The following is a 24,203-nucleotide window of genomic DNA, read 5'->3' as shown; positions in this document are numbered from 1 at the left end:
GTATCGTGTCGCTGCCGGAAGGCACCGAGATGGTGATGCCGGGCGACAACATCACGGTCGATGTCGAGCTGATCGTGCCGATCGCCATGGAAGAGAAGCTGCGCTTCGCCATCCGTGAAGGCGGCCGCACCGTCGGTGCCGGCATCGTCGTCACCATCAAAGAGTAATCGACGCCGGCATTTGCCGGATCGACAAGGAAAGGGCGGTCTTCGGGCCGCCCTTTTTGCTTTTCGCCCAACGCCATTCCGCGTCAGCATCCAGCGCAAACCCTGTTGCAAGCCTCCAGACCTCAACTAGTATAGGTTGCATCGAAGGGGCTTGTTCAAATGGTTGCACGGCACCGTTGGCTTGGCCGGGCATGGTGGTTGCCGGCGCTGATCTGGTTGGCTTTGCTTGCCGGGGGCACCATAGCTGTCGCGGCGGATGCGGCCCCGGACCTTGGGCCGACCATGCGGTTTGTCGTCGTCCGCAGCTATGCGCCGGGCTGCGAGCCGACCTGCCCGGAATGGATATCAGCCGAAGGCTCGATAGAAGCCGGGACGCCGGCGCTTTTCAAACGCACGCTCAAGGCGCTTGGCGGCCGAAAATTGCCCATCGTCGTGAATTCTCCTGGCGGCAACGTCGATGCGGCTCTCGCGCTTGGCCGGCTGATCCGCAAGAACAAGCTCGATATCGCCGTCGGCAAGACCTGGTTCATCGGCTGTCGGCCCGATGAGAAGAACTGCAGGGACAATGACGGCAAGGGCGCTCGCTATTTCGGCAATCCCTTTGCGAGCAGCGCCATCTGCAATTCCGCCTGTCCGTTGATGTTTGCCGGCGGCATCCGGCGCGTGGTCGGCGAATGGGCCTTTCTCGGCGTCCATCAGATCACCACGACCTATGTCCGAACGAAGCTGCAATACCGGACCACCTATCGTGTGGTGGGCGGCAAGAAGAAGATCCTCAATACAAAAATCATCAGCCGAAAAAGTGCCGGCAGCTACAAGACCTACGAGATGAGCAAGGCGGTGGAGAAAAGGCTGGCGGCCTATCTCAATGAGATGGGCGTCGGTCAGGGCGTGCTCGAAACGATGAAGAAAACGCCGGCTAGCGATATTCAGCAACTTGAGCCGGAAAACATGCTTCGGATGAAACTCGTTACCAGCCTGGATTCCCTCGACCTGTTGACCGCCGGAAGCATCTGCAACGCCAATCCGCTGCCCGCCAATTGCAGGGACGTAACGCCGCCAGGAAAGAAAACCAATCAGCCGGCCAAAGCCGTCACGGTTGAAGCCAAGGCGACCCCTGTCACACCTGTCGAAGCTGAAACCGTGAAGCAGGGCGGCGGTGGCGATATGCGCTTCGTTCTGGTTCGGGGCAGGAGCTTCCTCTGCGACCCTGATTGTCCCGAATGGATCTCGGCGGAAGGCACGATTACGCCGGGCACACCGGGGAGGTTGCGCCAACTGCTCGACACCGTCGGCGACCGGCGGTTGCCCATCGTGATCAGCTCGCCGGGAGGCGATGTGCTCGGCGCTCTGGCCACTGGGCGACTGATCCGCGAACGCAAGCTCGACGTGGCGGTTGCGGGGACGGATTTCGTAGGGTGCGAACCGGAGGAGGCGGATTGCAAGGTCGAGGGCGGCGTCTATATCGGGCTGACCAATGATGCCGTGGGCGCATGCGACTCGGCCTGTGTGATCGTGCTTGCCGGCGGTGTCAGGCGCCTTGTCGGCCCGCAGGCGCGCTTGAGTGTGCACTCGCTGGGACTGGAGCAGAAGGTGAAGACCTATCTGGAAGACATGACGGTCGGCCCGGGCCTGTTTGTGGCGATGCAGTCGGTGCTGTATTCAAGCCATAGGCGGCTCGAACCCGACATGATGCTGAAATTCGGCGTGACGACCGGGCGTCAAACCGTGGATGAGTTGACGGGCGCTACCGTTTGCAAATCGACGCCGCGGCCCGAGAATTGCCGCATGCTGCCGTCACCCAACGCCCAGGCCGACTCGCCCGCCAAATTGTAGGCATCGCACCGACTGAAACTGCCCATCGAGGCAGGTTGAGCCATGCTCGCTGCTTCGGCTATCGTCGTGGCAGGCGTCGACCGGCGGCCGGCGGAGGATCGAGAATGAGCCAGGATATCCCGACACTCTACGAATGGGCCGGCGGCGCCGAGGCGCTGAACCGCCTGACCAGGACGTTCTACGACAAGGTGCTTCAAGACCCGGTCGTCGGTCCGGTGTTCAAAAAGATGTCGCCTGACCATCCCGCCCATGTCGCGGCCTTCATCGGCGAGGTTTTCGGCGGGCCGAAAACCTATAGCGAAAAGCATGGCGGCCACCGCGAGATGGTGATGCATCATCTAGGCAAGCATTTGAGCGAGGAACAGCGGCGCCGCTGGATCAATCTGCTTGCCGATGCCGCCGATGCCGTCGGGCTGCCGGAAGATCCGGAATTCCGTTCCGCCTTCATGGGCTATGTCGAATGGGGATCGCGGCTGGCCAAGATGAACTCCAATCTCGGCGAGACCTGCGACCCCGAGACCGAGCCGATGCCGGCCTGGGGCTGGGGCGTGCCTGGCGGGCCGTACAAGCCGCCGGCCGGGAAATCGTAGCAAGTCCCTTCACCAACACTGCCGAGCTGCGCAATTCCTGCAAACTCCGGCAAAGATGGCGCCACAAAAGGATGGGACGGTGGTGTGTCCGTCCCATTGAGGCTTTTTGTGATGCTGATTGCCCATCTGCCATCGGGGTACATTCTGGGACGGTTCGCGCAAAAGCGCCGGCGCGGCACGCCTGGCATCATGATTGCCGCGCTGGTGGGCAGCGTGATCCCCGACATCGACATGCTGTACTTCCACTTCGTCGACGGCGGGCGCACGCACCACCATGCCTATTTTACGCATTGGCCGCTCTTCTGGGTCGCCACGGGTCTGTTGGCTCTGGTGTTGGCGAAATGGCGGGCGCCACAGTATCTGGCCATGGTCGGCGCTTTCTTTGCCGCCGCCATGATGCATATGGTCCTCGATACCGTGGCTTCGCCAATACCGTGGCTGATGCCGTTCGACCCGCAGAAGGTCGAATTCGTCACCGTCCCGGCCACCTATCGCAGTTGGGTCATGAGCTTTGTCCTGCATTGGACATTCGGCCTCGAACTTCTCATATGTGCCTGGGCGCTGGCGCTTGGAATCAGGCGATCGCAGCCTGACGCAAGCCCGCCTGAAAACTGGACTTGAGTTCTCGCCTGCTTTGTGAAATAGCAGCCCGCGATACGGGCATAGCTCAGTTGGTAGAGCGGCGGTCTCCAAAACCGCAGGTCGTAGGTTCGAGCCCTGCTGCCCGTGCCATTTTCAAAAATGGCGACATGATGAAAGCCCAGTTTCCCAGGCCGGTGTTTGAAAACCGGCGGGTGACTTGCCATATAGACCCGACTGGGGCATAAGGGCTTCATAGCCGGGACGGGACGACTGGATGGTTCCGAGGCGGCGTTGGTCATAAAGCGGACACTTGCCACTTGCGTGGATCAAGAATCGGTTTTATGTAGACGAAACAGACACGCGACGCGTGGAGCTGGGAAGCCGGCTTTACGCGTCCGATTTGCATGGGCGAAATGGTTGCGCTGATTCGGCGCGAACATGAACCCAAGCGGCACGTCCCGGCCAGCGGGATCATCCAGGAGACCCGGCCAACGGGTCTTGAAGACAGAGCGGCATATGGCTTCGAAAACCACAAATCCTTTCGTTTTTCTCCAGCAGGTTCGCACGGAGACCGCCAAGGTTACCTGGCCGTCGCGGCGCGAAACGGTGATCTCGACGGTGATGGTCCTTGTGTTTGCGGTCATCGCGATGATCTTTTTCTTCACCGCCGATGTGCTCATGGGCATGGCGGTCGAGAAACTACTTGGCCTTGGACACTAGTCCGGCGATTACGGAGAAGTCTTGAAATGACCGCGCGGTGGTACATCGTCCACGCCTATTCGAACTTTGAAAAGAAGGTCGCCGAGGACATCGAGAACAAGGCCAAGCAGAAGGGCCTGTCCGCTGACATCGAGCAGATCGTTGTGCCGACCGAGAAGGTCGTCGAGATACGTCGCGGCCGCAAGGTCGACGCCGAGCGCAAGTTCTTCCCGGGCTACGTGCTCCTAAAGGCGAACCTGACTGACGCGGTGTTCTCGCTGGTGAAGAACACGCCGAAGGTCACCGGCTTCCTGGGCGACTCGAAGCCGGTGCCGATCACCGAGGCCGAGGCCCAGCGCATCCTGAACCAGGTTCAGGAAGGCGTCGAGCGGCCCAAGCCGTCGGTCACGTTCGAGATCGGCGAGGCGATCCGGGTTTCGGATGGTCCGTTCGCCTCGTTCAACGGCTTCGTCCAGGAAGTGGACGAGGAGCGGGCGCGGCTCAAGGTGGAAGTTTCGATCTTCGGGCGCGCCGTGCCGGTCGATCTGGAATTCGGACAGGTCGAAAAGGGCTGATCCGAAAATCCCTGCGCCGGTTCGCCGGCAAGGGTGGCGGCGCGGAAACGCGCGGCTTTGAGAACGGTGGGAGGCGAATGCGGCTTTAGCCGGCCGCAGGAACCGCACCACCAGACTGCAACCGCCGGTGTTTCCCCGATAGTGGGGCCGGCACGAGACAAAGGCAGGAAAAGAGATGGCTAAGAAAATTGCAGGCCAGCTCAAGCTCCAGGTCAAAGCGGGTTCGGCGACGCCGTCGCCCCCGATCGGCCCGGCGCTTGGTCAGCGTGGCATCAACATCATGGAATTCTGCAAGGCGTTCAACGCGCAGACCCAGGAAATGGAAAAGGGATCGCCGATCCCGGTCGTCATCACCTACTACCAGGACAAGTCCTTCACCTTCGTCATGAAGACGCCGCCGGTGAGCTACTTCCTGAAGAAGGCAGCGAATTTGACTTCGGGTTCGAAGGAGCCGGGCAAGATCAAGGCCGGCACGATCGGCCGCGACAAGGTGCGCGCCATCGCCGAGCAGAAGATGAAGGATCTGAACGCAAACGACGTCGAAGCGGCCATGCGCATGGTCGAGGGCTCCGCCCGCTCGATGGGTCTGGAAGTGGTGGGCTGAGATCATGGCAAAACTCGCAAAACGTGTATCGAAGTCCCGCGACGGCATCGACCCCAACAAGGCTTACGCCCTGGGTGAGGCGCTCAAGCTGCTCAAGGACCGTTCGTCGGTGAAGTTCGACGAGACCGTCGAAGTGGCGATGAATCTCGGCGTCGACCCGCGCCATGCCGACCAGATGGTCCGCGGCGTGGTCAACCTGCCGAACGGCACCGGCCGCTCGGTTCGCGTCGCCGTGTTCGCTCGTGGCGACAAGGCCGATGAAGCGCGCGCCGCCGGCGCCGATATCGTCGGTGCCGAGGATCTGGTCGACATCGTCCAGAAGGGCACGATCGACTTCGATCGCTGCATCGCCACGCCGGACATGATGCCGCTGGTCGGTCGTCTGGGCAAGGTGCTCGGCCCGCGCGGCATGATGCCGAACCCGAAGGTCGGCACGGTGACCACCGATGTCGCCGCCGCCGTCAAGGCATCGAAGGGTGGCGCCGTGGAGTTCCGCGTCGAGAAAGCCGGCATCGTTCATGCCGGCGTCGGCAAAGTCTCGTTCGACGTCAAGGCGCTGGAAGAGAACGTCCGCGCCTTCACCGACGCGGTGAACAAGGCGAAGCCTGCTGGTGCCAAGGGCAACTACGTCAAGAAGGTGTCGGTCACCTCGACGATGGGTCCTGGCCTCAAGGTCGACGTCTCGACGCTCGCAGCGTCCTGATAAGAACAATTCGGATCGGCCGCTAAAGCGCTGATCCGCAAGTGAATTCCGGGCCTCCGACTTGTCGGCGGCCCGGTACCGGAAGTCGAGAGGCTTCCGGACATCCTGTCCGAGATTGCAGGCGGCCCAGAAGCCTTAATTGAATTGGGCCTGCATGAGACGGGTGAAAACCGGACAACGGAGCGCCAAGCTCCAATGAAAGGTTCGAACCGTGTTTGCCTTTTGTCTGCGCATCATCCGGCTTGCCGGTTGGTGTGGCGAAAGGGGGCAGGATCCTCGAGCGTCGTTCGGGAGATCCGTTACTGGATGGCCCGACCGGCAAAAAGGCAACCCGACGCCTGTCCTATTAGTGGGGCAGGGGTCAACTGGAGATAGGCAGTGGACAGAGCGGAAAAACGCGAACTCGTCACGGGCCTGAATGGTGCTTTTGCAGGCGCTGGTTCAGTCGTCGTGGCCCACTACGCCGGTATCACCGTCGCGCAAATGAACGACCTTCGGTCGAAAATGCGCGCTGCCGGTGGCACCGTCAAAGTCGCGAAGAACCGTCTCGCCAAAATCGCTCTTCAGGGCACGGACTCCGCATCGATCATCGACCTGTTCAAGGGACAGACGCTGATCGCTTATTCGGAGGATCCGATTGCGGCGCCGAAGGTCGCGTCCGATTTCGCCAAGGGAAATGACAAGCTCGTCATTCTCGGTGGCGCAATGGGCACCACCTCGCTCAACGCCGACGGTGTGAAGGCACTCGCCACACTTCCGTCGCTCGATGAGCTGCGCGCCAGGCTGGTTGGCATGATCGCCACGCCGGCAACCCGGATCGCCCAGATCGTCAATGCGCCAGCGGCTTCGGTCGCGCGCGTCATCGGCGCTTACGCCCGGAAGGACGAGGCGGCATGAGGCCGTTCCTCGCTATCACAAACACACGTTCGAACCTTATGAAGGAACATAACAATGGCTGATCTCGCAAAGATCGTAGACGACCTTTCGAAGCTGACCGTCCTCGAGGCGGCCGAGCTGTCGAAGCTTCTGGAAGAAAAGTGGGGCGTTTCCGCCGCTGCTCCGGTGGCTGTTGCCGCCGCCGGCGGTGGTGCAGCCGCTGCTGCTCCGGCCGAGGAAAAGACGGAATTCGACGTCGTCCTCACCGAGGCAGGCGCTCAGAAGATCAACGTCATCAAGGAAGTCCGCGCCATCACCGGTCTTGGCCTCAAGGAAGCCAAGGACCTGGTCGAGGCGGCTCCGAAGCCGGTCAAGGAAGGCGTTTCCAAGGCCGACGCGGAGAAGTTCAAGGCCGTGCTGGAAGCAGCCGGCGCCAAGGTTGAACTGAAGTAAGCGTCTTAAGTATCGGCGGGCGGCTTCGCGCCGTCCGCCGCTCTCTTTTCGCGAAGGGAGGCTGCGTAACGCGAAGAGTACGAAAACCTCTTTCCTGAGGGCCGAAAGCCGGCCTTCAGGAAACGGGTTTTCTCCCGTTTTGGCCGACCGCCGACAGGCGACGGTGAACAGACAAGAGGGTCGCCGCCAGGTGGCCTCGAATGCAAGGCGGGCCGCGGCGAGGCTCGTCCCGAGAATTGAGCTAAGGAGCGACGATGGCCCAGACCCAGACTTTCAATGGCCGCAGACGCGTACGCAAGTTCTTCGGAAAGATCCCGGAAGTTGCGGAGATGCCGAACCTGATCGAGGTTCAGAAGGCATCCTATGACCAGTTCCTGATGGTGGCGGAGCCCAAGGGTGGGCGTCCGGACGAGGGACTGCAGGCCGTTTTCAAGTCGGTCTTCCCGATCTCCGATTTTTCCGGCTCCTCGATGCTGGAATTTGTGAAGTACGAGTTCGAAGGACCGAAATTCGACGTTGACGAATGCCGTCAGCGCGACCTGACCTATGCCGCGCCGCTGAAGGTGACGCTGCGCCTCATCGTGTTCGATATCGACGAGGATACCGGCGCGAAGTCGATCAAGGACATCAAGGAGCAGGACGTCTACATGGGCGACATGCCGCTCATGACCTTGAACGGCACCTTCATCGTCAACGGCACCGAGCGCGTCATCGTCTCGCAGATGCACCGTTCGCCGGGCGTCTTCTTCGACCACGACAAGGGCAAGTCGCACTCGTCGGGCAAGCTACTGTTTGCCGCGCGCGTCATTCCCTATCGCGGCTCGTGGCTCGACATCGAGTTCGACTCGAAGGACGTCGTGCACGCCCGTATCGACCGCCGCCGCAAGATTCCGGTGACGTCGCTGCTGATGGCGCTCGGCATGGACGGCGAGGAGATCCTGTCGACCTTCTACAACAAGATCACCTACAAGCGCGCCGGCGACCATTGGCGCATTCCGTTCAACGTCGAGCGTTTCCGCGGCCTCAAGGCTGTCGGCGACCTGGTCGACGCCGACACCGGCGAAGTCGTTGTCGAAGCCGGCAAGAAGATCACGGCCCGCCAGGCGAGGGCGCTTGGCGAAAAGGGTCTCAAGGCGATCAAGGCGACCGACGAGGATCTGCTCGGCAACTATCTTGCCGAGGACATCGTCAACTACGGCACCGGCGAGATTTTCCTCGAGGCCGGCGACGAGATCGACGAAAAGACGCTGAAAGTGCTGCTTGGCACCGGCGAGGACGAGATCAAGGTTCTCGACATCGACCACGTCAATGTCGGCGCCTATATCCGCAACACGCTCAACGTCGACAAGAACGAGAGCCGCCAGGACGCATTGTTCGACATCTATCGTGTCATGCGCCCGGGCGAGCCGCCGACGCTCGAGACCGCCGAAGCCATGTTCAACTCGCTGTTCTTCGACAGCGAGCGCTACGATCTGTCGGCCGTCGGCCGCGTCAAGATGAACATGCGCCTCGAGCTCAAGGCCGAGGACACCGTGCGCGTGCTGCGCAAGGACGACATCCTGGCCGTGGTCAAGACGCTGGTCGAACTGCGCGACGGCAAGGGCGAGATCGACGACATCGACAATCTCGGTAACCGCCGCGTGCGTTCTGTCGGCGAGCTGATGGAAAACCAGTACCGCGTCGGCCTGCTGCGCATGGAGCGCGCGATCAAGGAGCGTATGTCCTCGATCGAGATCGACACGGTCATGCCGCAGGACCTGATCAACGCCAAGCCGGCGGCTGCCGCCGTGCGCGAGTTCTTCGGTTCCTCGCAGCTGTCGCAATTCATGGATCAGACCAACCCGCTGTCGGAGATCACTCACAAGCGCCGTCTTTCGGCACTTGGACCGGGCGGTCTGACCCGCGAGCGCGCCGGCTTCGAAGTGCGCGACGTGCACCCGACGCATTACGGCCGCATCTGCCCGATCGAGACACCGGAAGGCCCGAATATCGGTCTGATCAACTCGCTGGCCACGTTTGCGCGCGTCAACAAATACGGCTTCATCGAAAGCCCGTATCGCAAGATCGTCGACGGCAAGCTGACCAATGACGTCGTCTATCTCTCGGCGATGGAAGAGGCCAAGCACCACGTCGCGCAGGCCAACGCCGAGCTCGACAAGAATGGCGGCTTCGTCGACGAATTCGTCATTTGCCGCAGTGCCGGCGAAGTGATGATGGCGCCGCGCGAAAACGTCGATCTGATGGACGTGTCGCCCAAGCAGATGGTGTCGGTGGCCGCGGCGCTGATCCCGTTCCTCGAGAACGACGACGCCAACCGCGCGCTGATGGGTTCCAACATGCAGCGTCAGGCCGTGCCGCTTGTGCGCGCCGAAGCGCCGTTTGTCGGCACCGGCATGGAGCCGATCGTTGCCCGTGACTCAGGCGCTGCCATCGGCGCCCGCCGCGGCGGCATCGTCGACCAGGTGGACGCGACGCGTATCGTCATTCGCGCTACGGAAGATCTCGATCCCGGCAAGTCGGGCGTCGACATCTACCGGCTGATGAAGTTCCAGCGTTCGAACCAGAACACCTGCATCAACCAGCGTCCGCTGGTGCGTATGGGTGACCGGGTCAACAAGGGCGACATCATTGCCGACGGTCCGTCGACCGAGCTCGGCGATCTGGCGCTCGGCCGCAACGTGCTGGTCGCGTTCATGCCGTGGAATGGCTACAACTACGAGGACTCGATCCTGCTCTCCGAGCGCATCGTGGCCGACGACGTCTTCACCTCGATCCACATCGAGGAGTTCGAGGTCATGGCTCGCGACACCAAGCTCGGACCGGAGGAAATCACGCGTGATATTCCGAACGTTTCGGAAGAAGCGCTGAAGAACCTCGACGAAGCCGGCATCGTCTATATCGGCGCGGAAGTGCAGCCGGGCGACATCCTGGTCGGCAAGATCACGCCGAAGGGCGAAAGCCCGATGACGCCGGAAGAAAAACTGCTGCGCGCCATCTTCGGCGAAAAGGCATCGGACGTGCGCGACACCTCGATGCGCATGCCTCCGGGCACCTTCGGCACCGTCGTCGAAGTGCGCGTCTTCAACCGCCACGGCGTCGAGAAGGACGAGCGCGCCATGGCGATCGAACGCGAGGAGATCGAACGCCTCGCCAAGGACCGCGACGACGAGCAGGCGATCCTCGACCGCAACGTCTATTCGCGCCTTTCCGACGTTCTCGTCGGCAAGGAAGCGATTGCCGGACCGAAGGGCTTCAAGAAGGGCTCGACGCTGTCGAAGGACACGCTGGACGACTATCCGCGTTCGCAGTGGTGGCAGTTTGCGGTGGAGAACGAAAAGCTCCAGAGCGAACTGGAAGCGCTGCGTGGCCAGTACGACGATTCCAAGAAGGCGCTCGAACAGCGCTTCATGGACAAGGTCGAGAAGGTGCAGCGCGGCGACGAGATGCCTCCAGGCGTTATGAAGATGGTCAAGGTCTTCGTGGCCGTGAAGCGCAAGATGCAGCCGGGCGACAAGATGGCCGGCCGTCACGGCAACAAGGGTGTCGTGTCGCGGATCGTTCCGGTCGAGGACATGCCCTTCCTCGAGGACGGCACGCATGCCGATATCGTGCTCAACCCGTTGGGTGTGCCGAGCCGCATGAATGTCGGCCAGATCCTGGAAACGCATCTGGGCTGGGCATGCGCTGGCATGGGCAAGAAGATCGGTGATCTGATCGATGCGTACAAGACAGCCGGCGATATCAAGCCGCTGCGCAAGACGCTCGAGAGCTTCATTCCGGCCAACGACCGCAACGAGCCGGTCCGCGACTATGACGACGAGAGCATCGTTCGCCTCAGCGAACAGATGCGCCGCGGCGTCTCCATCGCGACCCCGGTGTTCGACGGCGCCCATGAAGCCGACATCAACATCATGCTGGAGCAGGCGGGCCTGCACACCAGCGGTCAGTCGCAGCTCTATGACGGACGCACCGGCGAGCCGTTCGATCGCAAGGTGACGATGGGCTACATCTATATGCTCAAGCTTCACCATCTCGTGGACGACAAGATCCACGCGCGTTCGATCGGACCGTACTCGCTCGTTACCCAGCAGCCGCTGGGTGGCAAGGCGCAGTTCGGTGGCCAGCGCTTCGGCGAGATGGAGGTCTGGGCACTCGAAGCGTACGGCGCCGCCTACACGCTGCAGGAGATGCTGACGGTGAAGTCGGACGACGTCGCCGGCCGCACCAAGGTCTACGAGGCGATTGTCCGCGGCGACGACACGTTTGAGGCTGGCATCCCCGAGAGCTTCAACGTGCTGGTCAAGGAAATGCGGTCGCTCGGCCTCAATGTCGAGCTGGAGAACACCAAGCTCGACGACAACCCTGTCCGGTTGCCCGACGCAGCCGAATAAAAAACAAGACATCCGGCCGCGGAACACCGCGACCGGATGCACCAATTCTACGGCCAGTGGCCGATACAGACGGCGGGCGTTTGGCCCGCGCTAGATGCAAGGGGTTTTCGAGGACCCCGATAAGGAGAACGGCATGAACCAAGAGGTCATGAATCTCTTCAATCCCCAGGCGCCTGCGCAGGTGTTCGATTCCATCCGGATCTCGCTCGCCAGCCCTGAGAAGATTCTGTCCTGGTCATTCGGCGAGATCAAGAAGCCGGAGACCATCAACTATCGTACTTTCAAGCCGGAGCGTGACGGCCTGTTCTGCGCGCGCATTTTTGGTCCGATCAAGGACTATGAGTGCCTGTGCGGCAAGTACAAGCGCATGAAGTACAAGGGCGTCATTTGCGAGAAGTGCGGCGTCGAAGTCACGCTGTCGCGCGTTCGCCGCGAGCGCATGGGCCATATCGAGCTGGCGGCACCCGTCGCTCACATCTGGTTCCTGAAGTCGCTACCATCGCGCATCGGCACGCTGCTCGACATGACGCTGAAGGATATCGAGCGGGTTCTCTACTTCGAGAACTACATCGTCACCGAGCCCGGCCTCACCGCGCTGAAGGAGCACCAGCTCCTGAGCGAGGAAGAGTACATGATCGCCGTCGACGAGTATGGCGAGGATAGCTTCACCGCCATGATCGGCGCCGAGGCCATTCATGACCTCCTGGCCGGCATGGACCTGGAGAAGATCGCCGGCGACCTGCGTTCGGAACTGGCTTCGACCACGTCCGAGCTCAAGCAGAAGAAGTATCTGAAGCGGCTCAAGGTCGTCGAGAACTTCATGGAGTCCGGCAACCGTCCGGAATGGATGATCATGAAAGTGGTTCCGGTGATCCCGCCGGACCTGCGCCCGCTCGTCCCGCTGGACGGCGGCCGTTTCGCGACGTCCGATCTCAACGATCTCTATCGCCGCGTGATCAACCGCAACAACCGTCTGAAGCGGCTGATCGAGCTGCGGGCGCCGGGCATCATCGTGCGCAATGAAAAGCGCATGCTGCAGGAAGCCGTCGACGCATTGTTCGACAACGGCCGCCGTGGCCGCGTCATCACCGGCGCCAACAAGCGTCCGCTGAAGTCGCTGTCCGACATGCTCAAGGGCAAGCAGGGCCGGTTCCGCCAGAACCTGCTCGGCAAGCGCGTCGACTATTCCGGCCGCTCGGTCATCGTTACCGGTCCGGAGCTCAAGCTGCACCAGTGCGGCCTGCCGAAGAAGATGGCGCTCGAACTGTTCAAGCCCTTCATCTACGCCCGCCTCGACGCCAAGGGTTTCTCCTCGACCGTCAAGCAGGCGAAGAAGCTGGTCGAGAAGGAGCGTCCGGAAGTCTGGGATATTCTTGACGAGGTCATCCGCGAGCATCCGGTGCTGCTCAACCGCGCCCCGACGCTGCATCGCCTCGGCATCCAGGCGTTCGAGCCGATCCTGATCGAAGGCAAGGCGATCCAGCTGCATCCGCTGGTCTGCACGGCCTTCAACGCCGACTTCGACGGCGATCAGATGGCCGTTCACGTGCCGCTGTCGCTGGAAGCGCAGCTTGAAGCCCGCGTGCTGATGATGTCGACCAACAACATCCTGCACCCGGCTTCCGGCGCGCCGATCATCGTGCCGTCGCAGGACATGGTTCTCGGTCTCTACTATCTGTCGATCGTCAACCAGAACGAGCCGGGCGAAGGCATGGTGTTTGCCGACATGGGCGAACTCCAGCATGCGCTCGAGACCAAGGCGGTGACGCTGCACTCCAAGATCAAGGGTCGTTTCCGCACGGTCGACGCCGAAGGCAAGGTGGTGTCGAAGATCCATGACACCACGCCTGGCCGCATGATCATCGGCGAACTTCTGCCGAAGAACGTCAACGTGCCCTACGAGACTGCAAACCAGGAGATGACCAAGAAGAACATCTCCAAGATGATCGACACCGTCTACCGCCATTGCGGTCAGAAGGAGACGGTCATTTTCTGCGATCGCATCATGGCCCTTGGCTTCAGCCATGCCTGCCGCGCCGGCATTTCGTTCGGCAAGGACGACATGCTGATCCCGGACGCCAAGATCAAGCTGGTCTCCGACACCGAGGCTTTGGCCAAGGAATACGAGCAGCAGTACAATGACGGCCTGATCACCCAGGGCGAGAAATACAACAAGGTCGTCGACGCCTGGGCCAAGTGCTCGGAAAAGGTCGCCGACGAAATGATGGCCCGCATCAAGGCGGTCGAGTTCGAGGACAATGGCCGTCAAAAGCCGATGAACTCGATCTACATGATGTCGCACTCCGGTGCGCGTGGCTCGCCCACCCAGATGCGCCAGCTCGCCGGCATGCGCGGCCTGATGGCCAAGCCGTCGGGTGAAATCATCGAGACGCCGATCATCTCGAACTTCAAGGAAGGCCTGACCGTGCTCGAGTACTTCAACTCGACCCACGGCGCCCGCAAGGGTCTGGCCGACACCGCCTTGAAGACGGCGAACTCGGGTTACCTCACCCGTCGTCTGGTCGACGTGGCGCAGGACTGCATCGTCAACTCCGTGGATTGCGGCACTGACAAGGGCCTCACCATGCAGCCGATCGTCGATGCCGGCCAGGTCGTTGCTTCGGTCGGCCAGCGTGTGCTGGGCCGTACGTCGCTCGACGACATCACGCATCCCGTGTCGGGCGAGATCCTGGTCAAGGCCGGAACGCTGATGGACGAGCGTGACGTGGAGAAGATCGAAAAGGCCGGCGTGCAGTCGGTCCGTATTCGCTCGGCACTGACCTGCGAAGTCAGGGTCGGCGTCTGCGCGGTCTGCTACGGACGCGATCTGGCCCGCGGTACCCCGGTCAACCAGGGCGAAGCTGTCGGCGTCATCGCGGCGCAGTCGATCGGCGAGCCGGGCACCCAGCTCACCATGCGTACCTTCCACATGGGTGGTACCGCGCAGGTGGTGGATAGCTCGTTCCTTGAAGCCTCGTATGAGGGCAAGGTCGAGATCCGCAACCGCAACGTGGTGCGCAACTCCGACGGCCAGCAGATGGTCATGGGCCGTAACATGGCGGTGCTGATCCTCGACGAAGCCGGCAAGGAGCGCGCCACGCACCGTCTGACCTATGGTTCGCGTATCTTCGTGGACGATGGCGACAAGGTGAAGCGCGGCCAGCGTATCGCCGAGTGGGATCCTTATACCCGCCCGGTCCTCACCGAAATCGAGGGCAAGGTGTCGTACGAGGATCTGGTCGACGGCATTTCGGTTCAGGAAACGGCCGACGAGTCGACCGGCATCACCAAGCGTGAGGTCATCGACTGGCGCTCGACGCCACGCGGCAACGACCTCAAGCCGGCGATCGCCATCCAGGACGCCAAAGGCAAGGTCGGCAAGCTGTCGAAGGGCGGCGACGCCCGCTTCCTGCTCTCGGTCGAGGCCATTCTTTCGGTCGAGCCGGGTGCACAGGTTCGCCCCGGCGACGTGCTGGCGCGTATCCCGATGGAAAGCGCCAAGACCAAGGACATCACCGGCGGTCTGCCGCGTGTTGCCGAGCTGTTCGAGGCACGTCGTCCGAAGGATCACGCCATCATCGCCGAGATCGATGGCACGATCCGCTTCGGCCGCGACTACAAGAACAAGCGCCGCATCATCATCGAGCCGCATGACTCGACGCTTGAGCCGGTCGAGTACCTGATCCCGAAGGGCAAGCCGTTCCATCTCCAGGACGGCGACGTCATCGAGAAGGGCGACTACATCCTCGACGGCAATCCGGCGCCGCACGACATCCTGGCGATCAAGGGCGTGGAGGCGCTTGCGTCCTACCTCGTCAACGAGATCCAGGAAGTCTACCGTCTGCAGGGCGTGTCGATCAACGACAAGCACATCGAGGTGATCGTTCGCCAGATGCTGCAGAAGGTCGAGATCACGGTGCAGGGCGACTCGACCTACATTCCAGGCGACCACGTCGACGTGATCGAGCTGGAAGAGGTCAACGAGCGCCTGGTCGAGGACGGCAAGAAGCCGGCCGAAGGCCTGCCGGTTCTGCTCGGCATCACCAAGGCCTCGCTGCAGACGCCATCCTTCATCTCGGCCGCTTCCTTCCAGGAGACGACCAGGGTGCTGACGGAAGCTGCGGTTGCCGGCAAGACCGACATGCTGCAGGGCTTGAAGGAAAACGTCATCGTCGGCCGGCTGATCCCGGCCGGCACCGGCGGCACGATGAGCCAGATCCGGCGCATCGCCACCTCGCGTGACGAACTGATCATCGACGAGCGCCGCAAGGCGTCGGGCGTCGAGATCGCCGAGCCGATGCTGACCGACATGGTCACCGCCGCGCAGTAAGCGCGGAAGGAAGAGAAGACAAGAAAAGGGGCCCAAGTGGCCCCTTTTCGCGTTTGGTTCCTCCATTGATCGGAGAAGAAACCGATGAGCAAGAAAACCTGGGCGGCAGTCGACGACTATATCGTCGACGCCCTGTTCGAGGCAGATCCCGTCCTCAATGCCGTTCTGGCGGCCAACCACGACCAGGGCCTGCCGGCGATCGACGTTTCGCCGGCGCAAGGCAAGTTGCTTTCACTTCTTGCAAGGATGCAGGGGGCGAAGAAAATTCTCGAAATCGGCACGCTGGGCGGCTACTCGACCATCTGGATGGCGAGAGCGTTGCCTGTGGGCGGCAAGATCGTGACGCTTGAACTCGATCCGCACCATGCGAAGGTCGCGCGGTCGAATTTCGAGCGGGCAGGCGTCTCCGAGCGGGTGGAATTGCGGGTCGGACCGGCGCTGCAATCGCTTGCCGCATTGAACGCCGAGAATGCCGGACCATTCGACGTCATCTTCATCGACGCCGACAAGCCGAACAACCCGCACTATCTGTCCTGGGCCATGCGCCTGTCGCGGCCGGGGACCGTCATCATCTGCGACAACGTCATCCGTGACGGCGCGGTGCTCGATGAGGATGGCCAAGATGCCAATGTCGAAGGCGCACGCGCCGCGTTCTCGTTCATCGGCGGCGACAAGCGGCTGCAGGCCACTGCTATCCAGACTGTCGGCGCCAAGGGCTATGACGGCTTTGCCATTGCGATCGTCGATTGAAAACACAGGCCTGATCTCGAAGGGTATCAGACAGATGAACGAGGCAGCTCTTTGGGAACTGATCAACGCGGGCCGGGAGCGAATGAATTTTGCGCAGCGAAGACTCTGGGATGTGATCGGTATCGATCCGGAACAATGGACGCACCGCTCTCCGGCCGGGGAAGACCGGCGCATTTGGGTCGTGGCGCTGATCGGCCGAAGCGTGATCTCCTATAATGGAATTCGAATACGGCTTCGACTGCTCACGCTTCGCCCGGTATGGCGAGATTGCAGAGCTTGGTTGGGGACAAGTCGACCTTGAGGGAGCCGTTCAACACGTTCTGAACGAGGTGGAACTCGGACATCAAACGCGCCCACCGTTTCCGGACCTCGGCCAGGAACACATTCCGGCCGAAGACGATAGGACAACCCGACAGGACTTTCAGTTTAGTTCAGTCAAAAAACGCCTCGACGACATTGCGCTTGCCCAGCATGAAGGCGTCGGCGACGTGCTGGAGGGGCGCGAGGTCGACGTCCGAGGTGCCGGCGCGGACGATCTCGGCGAAGCGCTTGTAGAGCGAGGGGTATTCGGCTTCCGGTTCGTCATGCACGATGCGGCCATCGATGGCGAGCTTCGAGCCGCCGCCTGAAAGCACCATCTGTCCCGCTTCCGTGTCGGCGAGGATGTCCCAGCTCTGCGGGCCGGTCTGCAGCCAGTCGAGCTCCATCCTCACCGGCAAGCCGTTCGAGGTGCGAAAGACGACATGCGCAGCGACGGGTGCCGCGCGGTTCTCGGGAAAATCGAGGACCGCCGAGGTGATGAACATCGCCGGCAAGATGTGGGTCACGATCGACAGCGCGTTGATGCCGGGATCGAAGACGCCGAAGCCGCCTGGCGCCCAGATCCATTCCTGGTTCGGGTGCCAGCGGCGCACGTCTTCCTTCCAGTTGATGGCCGCCGACCTGATGGTGGTCGAGCCGAGGAAGGCGCGTGCGGCTTCCACCGCCGGCGCATAGCGCGAATGCCAGCTGGCAAACAGCGAGACGCCGTTGGCCGTTGCCAGCGCCTTCAGGTCTTCGACTTCGCTGACCGTGGCGCCCGGCGGCTTTTCCAGAAACACATGCTTTTTCGCCATCAGCGCGGTGCGCGCTGCGTCATAGCGGAACTGTGGCGGCATGCAGAGCGAGACGGCCTCAAGCTCCGGCACCGCGTCGAGCATCGCTTCGATGGTTGGGAAGTTGGGGATGTTCTCCACCTTGCCGTGCCGGCTGGCTGCGGCGACGAGGCGATAGTTCGGGTCCTTAGCCACGGCCGGCAAATGCTGGTCGCGGACGATCTTTCCGACGCCGACGATGCCGAGCTTGATGGGACCGCTATTCACAGACATGGGAGCTCCGCAGATTGGAAATGCGCTTGTTTGTCAGGGTTCTTAGCAGAGAACCGAAGCCGGGCAAGCCGCAGCAGGCCTGCCACCGAAAGTCTGTTCGGTTGTCAGCCCCAGCTCTCGTCGAACTCCAGCGCCAGTTCCTTGCCCGCCAGAAACGCCTCGATCGCCGGCTCGAACGGTGAGGGGTCGAGGCCGTTCGACTTCAGCCAATCGTCCGAATAGTAGGTGTTGGCGTAGCGTTCGCCGGAATCGCAGATAAGCGTTATCAGCGACCCGGTCTCGCCGGCGGCAATCATGCGCGCGGCGTGAAAGCACATGGCGATGAAATTGGTGCCGGTCGAGCCGCCGACACGGCGGCCGAGGCGGCGCGACAGCACCCGCATCGCGGCCAGCGACACGGCGTCGGGGATACGCAGCATGTGGTCGATGACGCCCGGCACGAAGGACGGTTCGACGCGCGGTCGGCCGATGCCCTCGATTCGCGACGGCTGCTCGCAGCTTCTGCTGGCATCATGGGTGGCAAAGCCATCGAAGAAGGCGGAGCGCTCGACATCGCAGACCGACAGCCGCGTCGCATGCTGCTTGTAGCGCAGATAGCGGCCGATCGTGGCCGTGGTACCGCCGGTGCCGGCGCTCATCACGATCCAGGCCGGGATCGGATGCCGCTCCTCGCGCATCTGTCCGAAAATCGATTCGGCGATGTTGTTGTTGCCGCGCCAGTCGGTCGCTCGCTCGGCATGGGTGAACTGGTCCATGAAATGGCCGCCGAGCCTGGCGGTCAGTTCGGCGGATTCGGTATAGATGCGCCGGCCATCGTCGATGAAGTGGCAATTGCCGCCATAGTGCTCGATGGCGGCGATCTTTTCGGGCGAGGTCGAGCGCGGCATCACGGCATAGAACGGCACGCCGATCATGCGGGCGAAATAGGCTTCCGACACGGCGGTCGAGCCGGAGGAGGCCTCGATCACCGCCGCACCCTCGCGGATATGGCCATTGCACAGCGCATAGAGAAAGAGCGAGCGTGCCAGCCGGTGTTTCAGGCTGCCGGTCGGATGCGTCGATTCATCCTTGAGGTAGAAGTCGATGCCGGCAAGCCGCGGCAGATCGAGCTTCCACAGATGGGTGTCGGCCGAGCGGTGCTGGTCGGCCTCGATGGCGGCGACCGCCCGGTCGGCCCAGGCGCGGGAAGAGGGTTTCGCCGCTGTTGAGTTGACCACGCTCCCTCCCAGTTGGTCCCGCATCAGATCGGTACGTCGAAAGTGACGATCGACACTTCGCCTTCGAGCGCGCCCTGGAAGGCCGACAGGTGTGGCTCTTCATCGGGTATGCCGTCCATATCGCCGATCTGGTCGAGTTCGACCTCGGCATAACCTTCGGCTGCAAGCGATTCGAGTGTGCGGCGCACTGCCGAATCGTCGTCGGGCGCCACCAGCATCACGTGGACACCTTCCGGCTTGCCGCCCTTCTTCTTCCACACCCGGCCGGTGATGATGGTAACCGGGCGCTCGTCATTGTCGTTCACGGGCTGATTCCTTTTGGCAAAGGGATTGGGGCGGGCGAGGGGATTTTCACCATTCATGCCGCCTTTTCGCATGAAGCATGGCCGTGCAACAGCCAGAAGCTGGTCACTTTCTTCCTCGGCCTTGCAAAATGGCGAAAGAAAATTACCTGCGTTTTTCGCATGGCTGCCAAGCCTTGGTTTGCGCGCAATATTTGGCGCCCCGGGGTTGACGGTTCGCGGTCTTACGAGTAGAAGCCGCCCAGTCAGAACCGATGTGAGGCTTTCCCTTCCGAAGCGACACGCTTTGGAGTTTGCCTCAAACAGGGTTCGTTTTACGAGCGAAAAGACATTTCCGGCGTGCACGAAGCGGCTTCCGCTTCCTCTGCCATTTGTTCGGGCAAGACCGCGAGGCGCGGTTTATGGCCCGAATTTGCGTATGGAAATGACGCTTTGAGCGGCCCTGACCGGGCGAGACACGGAATTGAGAGACAAGAGGGTTTAATGCCTACCGTCAACCAGCTGATCCGCAAGCCGCGCATTGCGCCGGTGAAGCGCAACAAGGTCCCGGCCATGCAGCAGAACCCGCAGAAGCGGGGCGTCTGCACGCGCGTCTATACAACGACGCCGAAGAAGCCGAACTCGGCGCTGCGCAAGGTGGCCAAGATCCGCCTGACCAATGGTTTTGAAGTGATCGGTTACATCCCCGGTGAAGGCCACAACCTTCAGGAACACTCGGTGGTGATGATCCGCGGCGGCCGCGTCAAGGATCTTCCGGGCGTTCGCTACCACATCATCCGCGGCGTGCTCGACACGCAGGGCGTGAAGAACCGCAAGCAGCGCCGTTCGAAGTACGGTGCCAAGCGTCCGAAGTAAGGTTTTCCGGCCGCGGTGCTTTTTCAGTGCGCCCGGCTACGAGATTGAGAGACAAAAGCCATGTCGCGTCGTCACAGTGCAGAAAAGCGTGAGATCAATCCGGACCCGAAGTTCGGCGATCTGATCGTTACCAAGTTCATGAACGCCGTTATGTATGACGGCAAGAAGTCGGTCGCCGAGACCATCGTCTACGGCGCGCTCGACCAGGTTCAGTCCAAGACCAAGCAGGAGCCGGTCACCGTCTTCCATCAGGCTCTCGACAATGTCGCGCCGCATGTGGAAGTCCGGTCGCGTCGCGTCGGCGGCGCCACCTACCAGGTTCCGGTCGATGTGCGCCCCGAGCGCCGTCAGGCCTTGGCCATCCGCTGGCTGATCGCAGCTGCGCGCAACCGCAACGAGACCACGATGGTCGACCGCCTCTCCGGCGAGCTGATGGACGCGGCCAACAACCGCGGCACCGCCGTCAAGAAGCGTGAAGACACCCATAAGATGGCGGAAGCCAACCGCGCTTTCGCGCACTACCGCTGGTAAAGCGCGAACGAGACTGAGAGGCACCCACGATGGCCCGCGAATACAAAATCGAAGACTACCGCAATTTCGGTATCATGGCGCATATTGACGCCGGCAAGACGACGACCACCGAGCGCGTCCTCTATTACACGGGCAAGTCGCACAAGATCGGCGAAGTCCACGACGGCGCTGCCACCATGGATTGGATGGAGCAGGAGCAGGAACGCGGCATCACGATCACGTCCGCCGCGACCACGACCTTCTGGAAGGGTCGTGACGGCAAGATGTACCGCTTCAACATCATCGACACCCCCGGCCACGTCGACTTCACCATCGAAGTCGAGCGTTCGCTGCGCGTGCTCGACGGCGCCATTGCGCTGCTCGATGCCAATGCCGGTGTTGAGCCGCAGACGGAAACCGTCTGGCGTCAGGCCGACAAGTACCGCGTTCCGCGCATGATCTTCTGCAACAAGATGGACAAGATCGGCGCTGACTTTTACCGCTCGGTCGAGATGATCGGTTCGCGCCTCGGTGCGCATGCCGTCGTCATGCAGCTGCCGATCGGCGCCGAGACCGAGTTCAAGGGCGTTGTCGACCTCGTCGAGATGAACGCTCTGGTTTGGCGCGACGAGACGCTGGGCGCTGCCTGGGACGTCGTCGAGATCCCTGCCGACCTCAAGGCTCGTGCCGAAGAATACCGCGAGAAGATGATCGAAGCCGCCGTCGAAATGGACGAGACGGCGCTTGAGAATTACCTCGAAGGCAAGATGCCGACCAATGACGAGATCCGCGCGCTGATCCGCAAGGGCACCATTGCGGTCAAGTTCTATCCGATGTTCTGCGGCTCGGCCTTCAAGAACAAGGGCGTGCAGCCTTTGCTCGACGCCGTCGTCGAATATCTGCCGTCGCCGGCCGATGTTCCGGCCATCAAGGGCGTCGACGCCAAGACCGACGCCGAGATCGAGCGTCACGCCGACGACAACGAGCCGCTGTCGATGCTCGCCTTTAAGATCATGAACGACCCGTTCGTCGGTTCGCTGACCTTTGCCCGCATCTATTCGGGCAAGCTGACCAAGGGCATCTCGGTCGACAATACCGTCAAGGGCAAGAAAGAGCGCATCGGCCGCATGCTGCAGATGCATGCGAATTCGCGCGCCGACGTCGAAGAGGCGTTTGCCGGCGACATCGTTGCGCTGGCCGGCCTCAAGGACACGACCACCGGCGATACGCTCAGCGATCCGTTGCATCCGGTCATCCTCGAGCGCATGGAATTCCCCGATCCGGTCATCCAGATCGCCATCGAGCCGAAGACCAAGAACGACCAGGAAAAGATGGGCCTCGCCCTTCACCGCCTGGCCGCCGAGGATCCGTCCTTCCGCGTCAAGACCGACGAGGAAAGCGGCCAGACGATCATTTCCGGCATGGGCGAGCTTCACCTCGACATCATCGTCGACCGCATGCGTCGCGAGTTCAAGGTCGAGGCCAATGTCGGCGCGCCGCAGGTGGCCTATCGTGAGACGATCACCCGCAAGCACGAGCAGGACTACACGCACAAGAAGCAGACCGGCGGTACCGGTCAGTTCGCTCGCGTCAAGATCCTCTTCGAGCCGAACCCGGAAAGCTCAGAGTTCGTCTTCGAATCCAAGATCGTTGGCGGCGCCGTGCCGAAGGAATACATCCCGGGCGTCGAAAAGGGCGTCAAGAGCGTCATGACGAACGGCACGTTCGCCGGCTTCCCGATGATCGGCGTCAAGGCGATGCTGATCGACGGCGCCTACCACGATGTCGACTCCTCGGTGCTCGCCTTCGAAATCGCCGGCCGTGCCTGCTTCAAGGAAGCGGCGCCCAAGCTTGGCGTGCAGCTGCTCGAGCCGATCATGAAGGTCGAAGTGGTGACGCCGGAAGATTACGTCGGCAACGTCATTGGCGATCTGAACGGCCGTCGTGGCCAGATCCAGGGCCAGGAAGCTCGCGGCGTGGCGGTTGTCATCAACGCGATGGTGCCGCTGGCCAACATGTTCAAGTACGTCGACAACCTGCGCTCGATGAGCCAGGGCCGCGCGGCCTACACGATGCAGTTCGATCACTACGAGCCGGTTCCCACGGCGGTGGCGACGGAAATTCAGAAGAAATACGCGTAACCCGCACGGGTTGCAGCAGTAACTTAAATTCAAAGCCCGCACGGGCGAGCAGGAATGGAGACATCACATGGCAAAAGGTAAATTCGAGCGTAACAAGCCTCATGTGAACATTGGCACGATTGGCCACGTCGATCATGGCAAGACGTCGCTGACGGCGGCGATCACCAAGTATTTTGGCGAATACAAGCGCTACGACCAGATCGATGCGGCGCCKGAAGAGAAGGCCCGCGGCATCACCATCTCGACGGCGCATGTCGAATACGAGACGGCTGCCCGCCACTATGCCCACGTCGACTGCCCCGGCCACGCCGACTATGTGAAGAACATGATCACCGGTGCSGCGCAGATGGACGGCGCGATCCTGGTGGTKTCGGCCGCCGACGGCCCGATGCCGCAGACCCGCGAGCACATCCTGCTTGCCCGTCAGGTCGGCGTGCCGTCGATCGTGGTGTTYTTGAACAAGGTCGACCAGGTCGACGACGCCGAGCTGCTCGARCTGGTCGAGCTCGAGGTGCGCGAGCTKCTGTCGAAGAACGAATTCCCCGGCGACGACATTCCGATCGTCAAGGGTTCGGCKCTKGCSGCTCTTGAAGATTCGAACAAGACGATCGGCGAAGACGCGATCCGCGAGCTGATGGCTGCGGTCGAYGCCTACATCCCGACGCCGGTTCGTCCGCTGGACAAGCCGTTCCTGATGCCGATCGAAGACGTGTTCTCGATCTCGGGCCGTGGCACGGTCGTCACCGGCCGCGTCGAGCGYGGCATCGTCAAGGTCGGCGAGGAACTCGAGATCATCGGCATCCGTCCGACGACCAAGACGACCTGCACSGGCGTSGAAATGTTCCGCAAGCTGCTCGATCAGGGCCAGGCYGGCGACAACATCGGCGCGCTGCTGCGCGGCGTTGAYCGTGAAGGTGTCGAGCGCGGCCAGGTTCTGGCCAAGCCSGGTACGGTCAAGCCGCACAAGAAGTTCGTGGCCGAAGCSTACATCCTGACCAAGGACGAAGGTGGCCGTCACACGCCGTTCTTCACCAACTACCGTCCGCAGTTCTATTTCCGCACGACGGACGTGACCGGTATCGTGTCGCTGCCGGAAGGCACCGAGATGGTGATGCCGGGCGACAACATCACGGTCGATGTCGAGCTGATCGTGCCGATCGCCATGGAAGAGAAGCTGCGCTTCGCCATCCGTGAAGGCGGCCGCACCGTCGGTGCCGGCATCGTCGTCACCATCAAAGAGTAATCGACGCCGGCA

General features: G+C 61.9%; 21 protein-coding genes and 1 tRNA gene. 18 read left to right on the top strand and 4 right to left on the bottom strand.

Annotation, left to right across the window (positions count from 1 at the left end):
* On the top strand, positions 1 to 167 hold a 167-nt coding region (locus AC1DVW_RS29135), incomplete at its 5' end, for an EF-Tu C-terminal domain-related protein (RefSeq protein WP_477327769.1).
* Positions 168 to 512: 345 nt separating this feature from the next.
* Here the strand turns inward: AC1DVW_RS29135 and AC1DVW_RS29130 are convergent.
* Complete coding sequence (locus AC1DVW_RS29130) at positions 513 to 863, bottom strand: hypothetical protein (RefSeq protein ID WP_477327767.1); 351 nt, start codon at positions 861 to 863, stop codon at positions 513 to 515.
* Between AC1DVW_RS29130 and AC1DVW_RS29125 the strand changes: the two genes are divergently transcribed.
* The 13 genes from AC1DVW_RS29125 to AC1DVW_RS29065 all read left to right on the top strand — a co-directional run bounded on the left by AC1DVW_RS29125 (position 831) and on the right by AC1DVW_RS29065 (position 16,556).
* Complete coding sequence (locus AC1DVW_RS29125) at positions 831 to 2,003, top strand: COG3904 family protein (RefSeq protein WP_477327765.1); 1,173 nt, start codon at positions 831 to 833, stop codon at positions 2,001 to 2,003. The two genes, AC1DVW_RS29130 and AC1DVW_RS29125, sit on opposite strands and share 33 nt — an antisense overlap.
* Before the next feature lie 104 nt (positions 2,004 to 2,107).
* A complete protein-coding gene (locus AC1DVW_RS29120; RefSeq protein ID WP_477278366.1) occupies positions 2,108 to 2,593 on the top strand; it encodes a group II truncated hemoglobin in 486 nt (161 codons plus the stop codon).
* Positions 2,594 to 2,704: 111 nt separating this feature from the next.
* Positions 2,705 to 3,214, top strand: coding sequence for a metal-dependent hydrolase (locus tag AC1DVW_RS29115; RefSeq protein WP_477327763.1), 510 nt, complete (start codon positions 2,705 to 2,707; stop codon positions 3,212 to 3,214).
* Between the two features lie 35 nt (positions 3,215 to 3,249).
* Positions 3,250 to 3,325, top strand: a tRNA-Trp gene (locus AC1DVW_RS29110).
* A 366-nt stretch (positions 3,326 to 3,691) separates the two neighbouring features.
* A complete protein-coding gene (secE, locus tag AC1DVW_RS29105) occupies positions 3,692 to 3,895 on the top strand; it encodes a preprotein translocase subunit SecE (RefSeq protein ID WP_477278362.1) in 204 nt (67 codons plus the stop codon).
* A gap of 26 nt (positions 3,896 to 3,921) precedes the next feature.
* Complete coding sequence (gene nusG, locus AC1DVW_RS29100) at positions 3,922 to 4,449, top strand: transcription termination/antitermination protein NusG (protein WP_006333333.1); 528 nt, start codon at positions 3,922 to 3,924, stop codon at positions 4,447 to 4,449.
* Between the two features lie 175 nt (positions 4,450 to 4,624).
* Positions 4,625 to 5,053, top strand: a complete 429-nt coding sequence (gene rplK / locus AC1DVW_RS29095; RefSeq protein WP_006333334.1) for a 50S ribosomal protein L11 — start codon at positions 4,625 to 4,627, stop codon at positions 5,051 to 5,053.
* A 4-nt stretch (positions 5,054 to 5,057) separates the two neighbouring features.
* On the top strand, positions 5,058 to 5,756 hold the full coding sequence (gene rplA / locus AC1DVW_RS29090; protein ID WP_477249877.1) for a 50S ribosomal protein L1: 699 nt from the start codon (positions 5,058 to 5,060) through the stop codon (positions 5,754 to 5,756).
* A gap of 378 nt (positions 5,757 to 6,134) precedes the next feature.
* Positions 6,135 to 6,653, top strand: a complete 519-nt coding sequence (gene rplJ / locus AC1DVW_RS29085) for a 50S ribosomal protein L10 (protein WP_023667437.1) — start codon at positions 6,135 to 6,137, stop codon at positions 6,651 to 6,653.
* Between the two features lie 54 nt (positions 6,654 to 6,707).
* A complete protein-coding gene (gene rplL / locus AC1DVW_RS29080) occupies positions 6,708 to 7,085 on the top strand; it encodes a 50S ribosomal protein L7/L12 (RefSeq protein ID WP_477249876.1) in 378 nt (125 codons plus the stop codon).
* 254 nt (positions 7,086 to 7,339) lie between these two features.
* Positions 7,340 to 11,476 carry a DNA-directed RNA polymerase subunit beta gene (gene rpoB / locus AC1DVW_RS29075; RefSeq protein ID WP_477327761.1) on the top strand — a complete coding sequence of 1,379 codons (4,137 nt, stop codon included), beginning with the start codon at positions 7,340 to 7,342 and terminating at the stop codon, positions 11,474 to 11,476.
* Between the two features lie 133 nt (positions 11,477 to 11,609).
* Positions 11,610 to 15,806, top strand: a complete 4,197-nt coding sequence (gene rpoC, locus AC1DVW_RS29070; RefSeq protein WP_477249873.1) for a DNA-directed RNA polymerase subunit beta' — start codon at positions 11,610 to 11,612, stop codon at positions 15,804 to 15,806.
* 84 nt (positions 15,807 to 15,890) lie between these two features.
* Complete coding sequence (locus AC1DVW_RS29065; protein ID WP_477327759.1) at positions 15,891 to 16,556, top strand: O-methyltransferase; 666 nt, start codon at positions 15,891 to 15,893, stop codon at positions 16,554 to 16,556.
* Positions 16,557 to 16,987: 431 nt separating this feature from the next.
* Here the strand turns inward: AC1DVW_RS29065 and AC1DVW_RS29060 are convergent, their stop codons facing one another.
* The 3 genes from AC1DVW_RS29060 to AC1DVW_RS29050 form a co-directional block, all read right to left on the bottom strand.
* Entirely contained in the window at positions 16,988 to 17,923 is a 936-nt protein-coding gene (locus tag AC1DVW_RS29060) for a Gfo/Idh/MocA family protein (RefSeq protein WP_477327757.1), read from the bottom strand.
* Between the two features lie 104 nt (positions 17,924 to 18,027).
* Positions 18,028 to 19,164 (bottom strand): PLP-dependent cysteine synthase family protein, encoded by a 1,137-nt coding sequence (locus tag AC1DVW_RS29055; protein ID WP_477327755.1) that lies wholly within the window; start codon positions 19,162 to 19,164, stop codon positions 18,028 to 18,030.
* Positions 19,164 to 19,445, bottom strand: coding sequence for a transcriptional regulator (locus tag AC1DVW_RS29050; protein ID WP_477278354.1), 282 nt, complete (start codon positions 19,443 to 19,445; stop codon positions 19,164 to 19,166). The genes AC1DVW_RS29055 and AC1DVW_RS29050 overlap by 1 nt, the downstream gene beginning before the upstream one ends.
* Positions 19,446 to 19,925: 480 nt before the next feature.
* Here AC1DVW_RS29050 and rpsL point away from each other — a divergent pair, with 480 nt between their 5' ends.
* The 4 genes from rpsL to tuf all read left to right on the top strand — a co-directional run bounded on the left by rpsL (position 19,926) and on the right by tuf (position 24,191).
* On the top strand, positions 19,926 to 20,297 hold the full coding sequence (rpsL, locus tag AC1DVW_RS29045) for a 30S ribosomal protein S12 (RefSeq protein WP_006333356.1): 372 nt from the start codon (positions 19,926 to 19,928) through the stop codon (positions 20,295 to 20,297).
* Between the two features lie 60 nt (positions 20,298 to 20,357).
* Positions 20,358 to 20,828 (top strand): 30S ribosomal protein S7, encoded by a 471-nt coding sequence (gene rpsG, locus AC1DVW_RS29040; protein ID WP_008875664.1) that lies wholly within the window; start codon positions 20,358 to 20,360, stop codon positions 20,826 to 20,828.
* 29 nt (positions 20,829 to 20,857) lie between these two features.
* Positions 20,858 to 22,948 (top strand): elongation factor G, encoded by a 2,091-nt coding sequence (gene fusA / locus AC1DVW_RS29035; protein WP_477327753.1) that lies wholly within the window; start codon positions 20,858 to 20,860, stop codon positions 22,946 to 22,948.
* Positions 22,949 to 23,015: 67 nt separating this feature from the next.
* Positions 23,016 to 24,191, top strand: coding sequence for an elongation factor Tu (tuf, locus tag AC1DVW_RS29030; RefSeq protein ID WP_023723394.1), 1,176 nt, complete (start codon positions 23,016 to 23,018; stop codon positions 24,189 to 24,191).
* Positions 24,192 to 24,203 lie beyond the last annotated feature (12 nt).

The organism is Mesorhizobium sp. P3_B5 (assembly GCF_056402815.1).
Note: the sequence above shows the minus strand (reverse complement) of the source record. Positions and strands in the feature narration are given on the sequence as shown.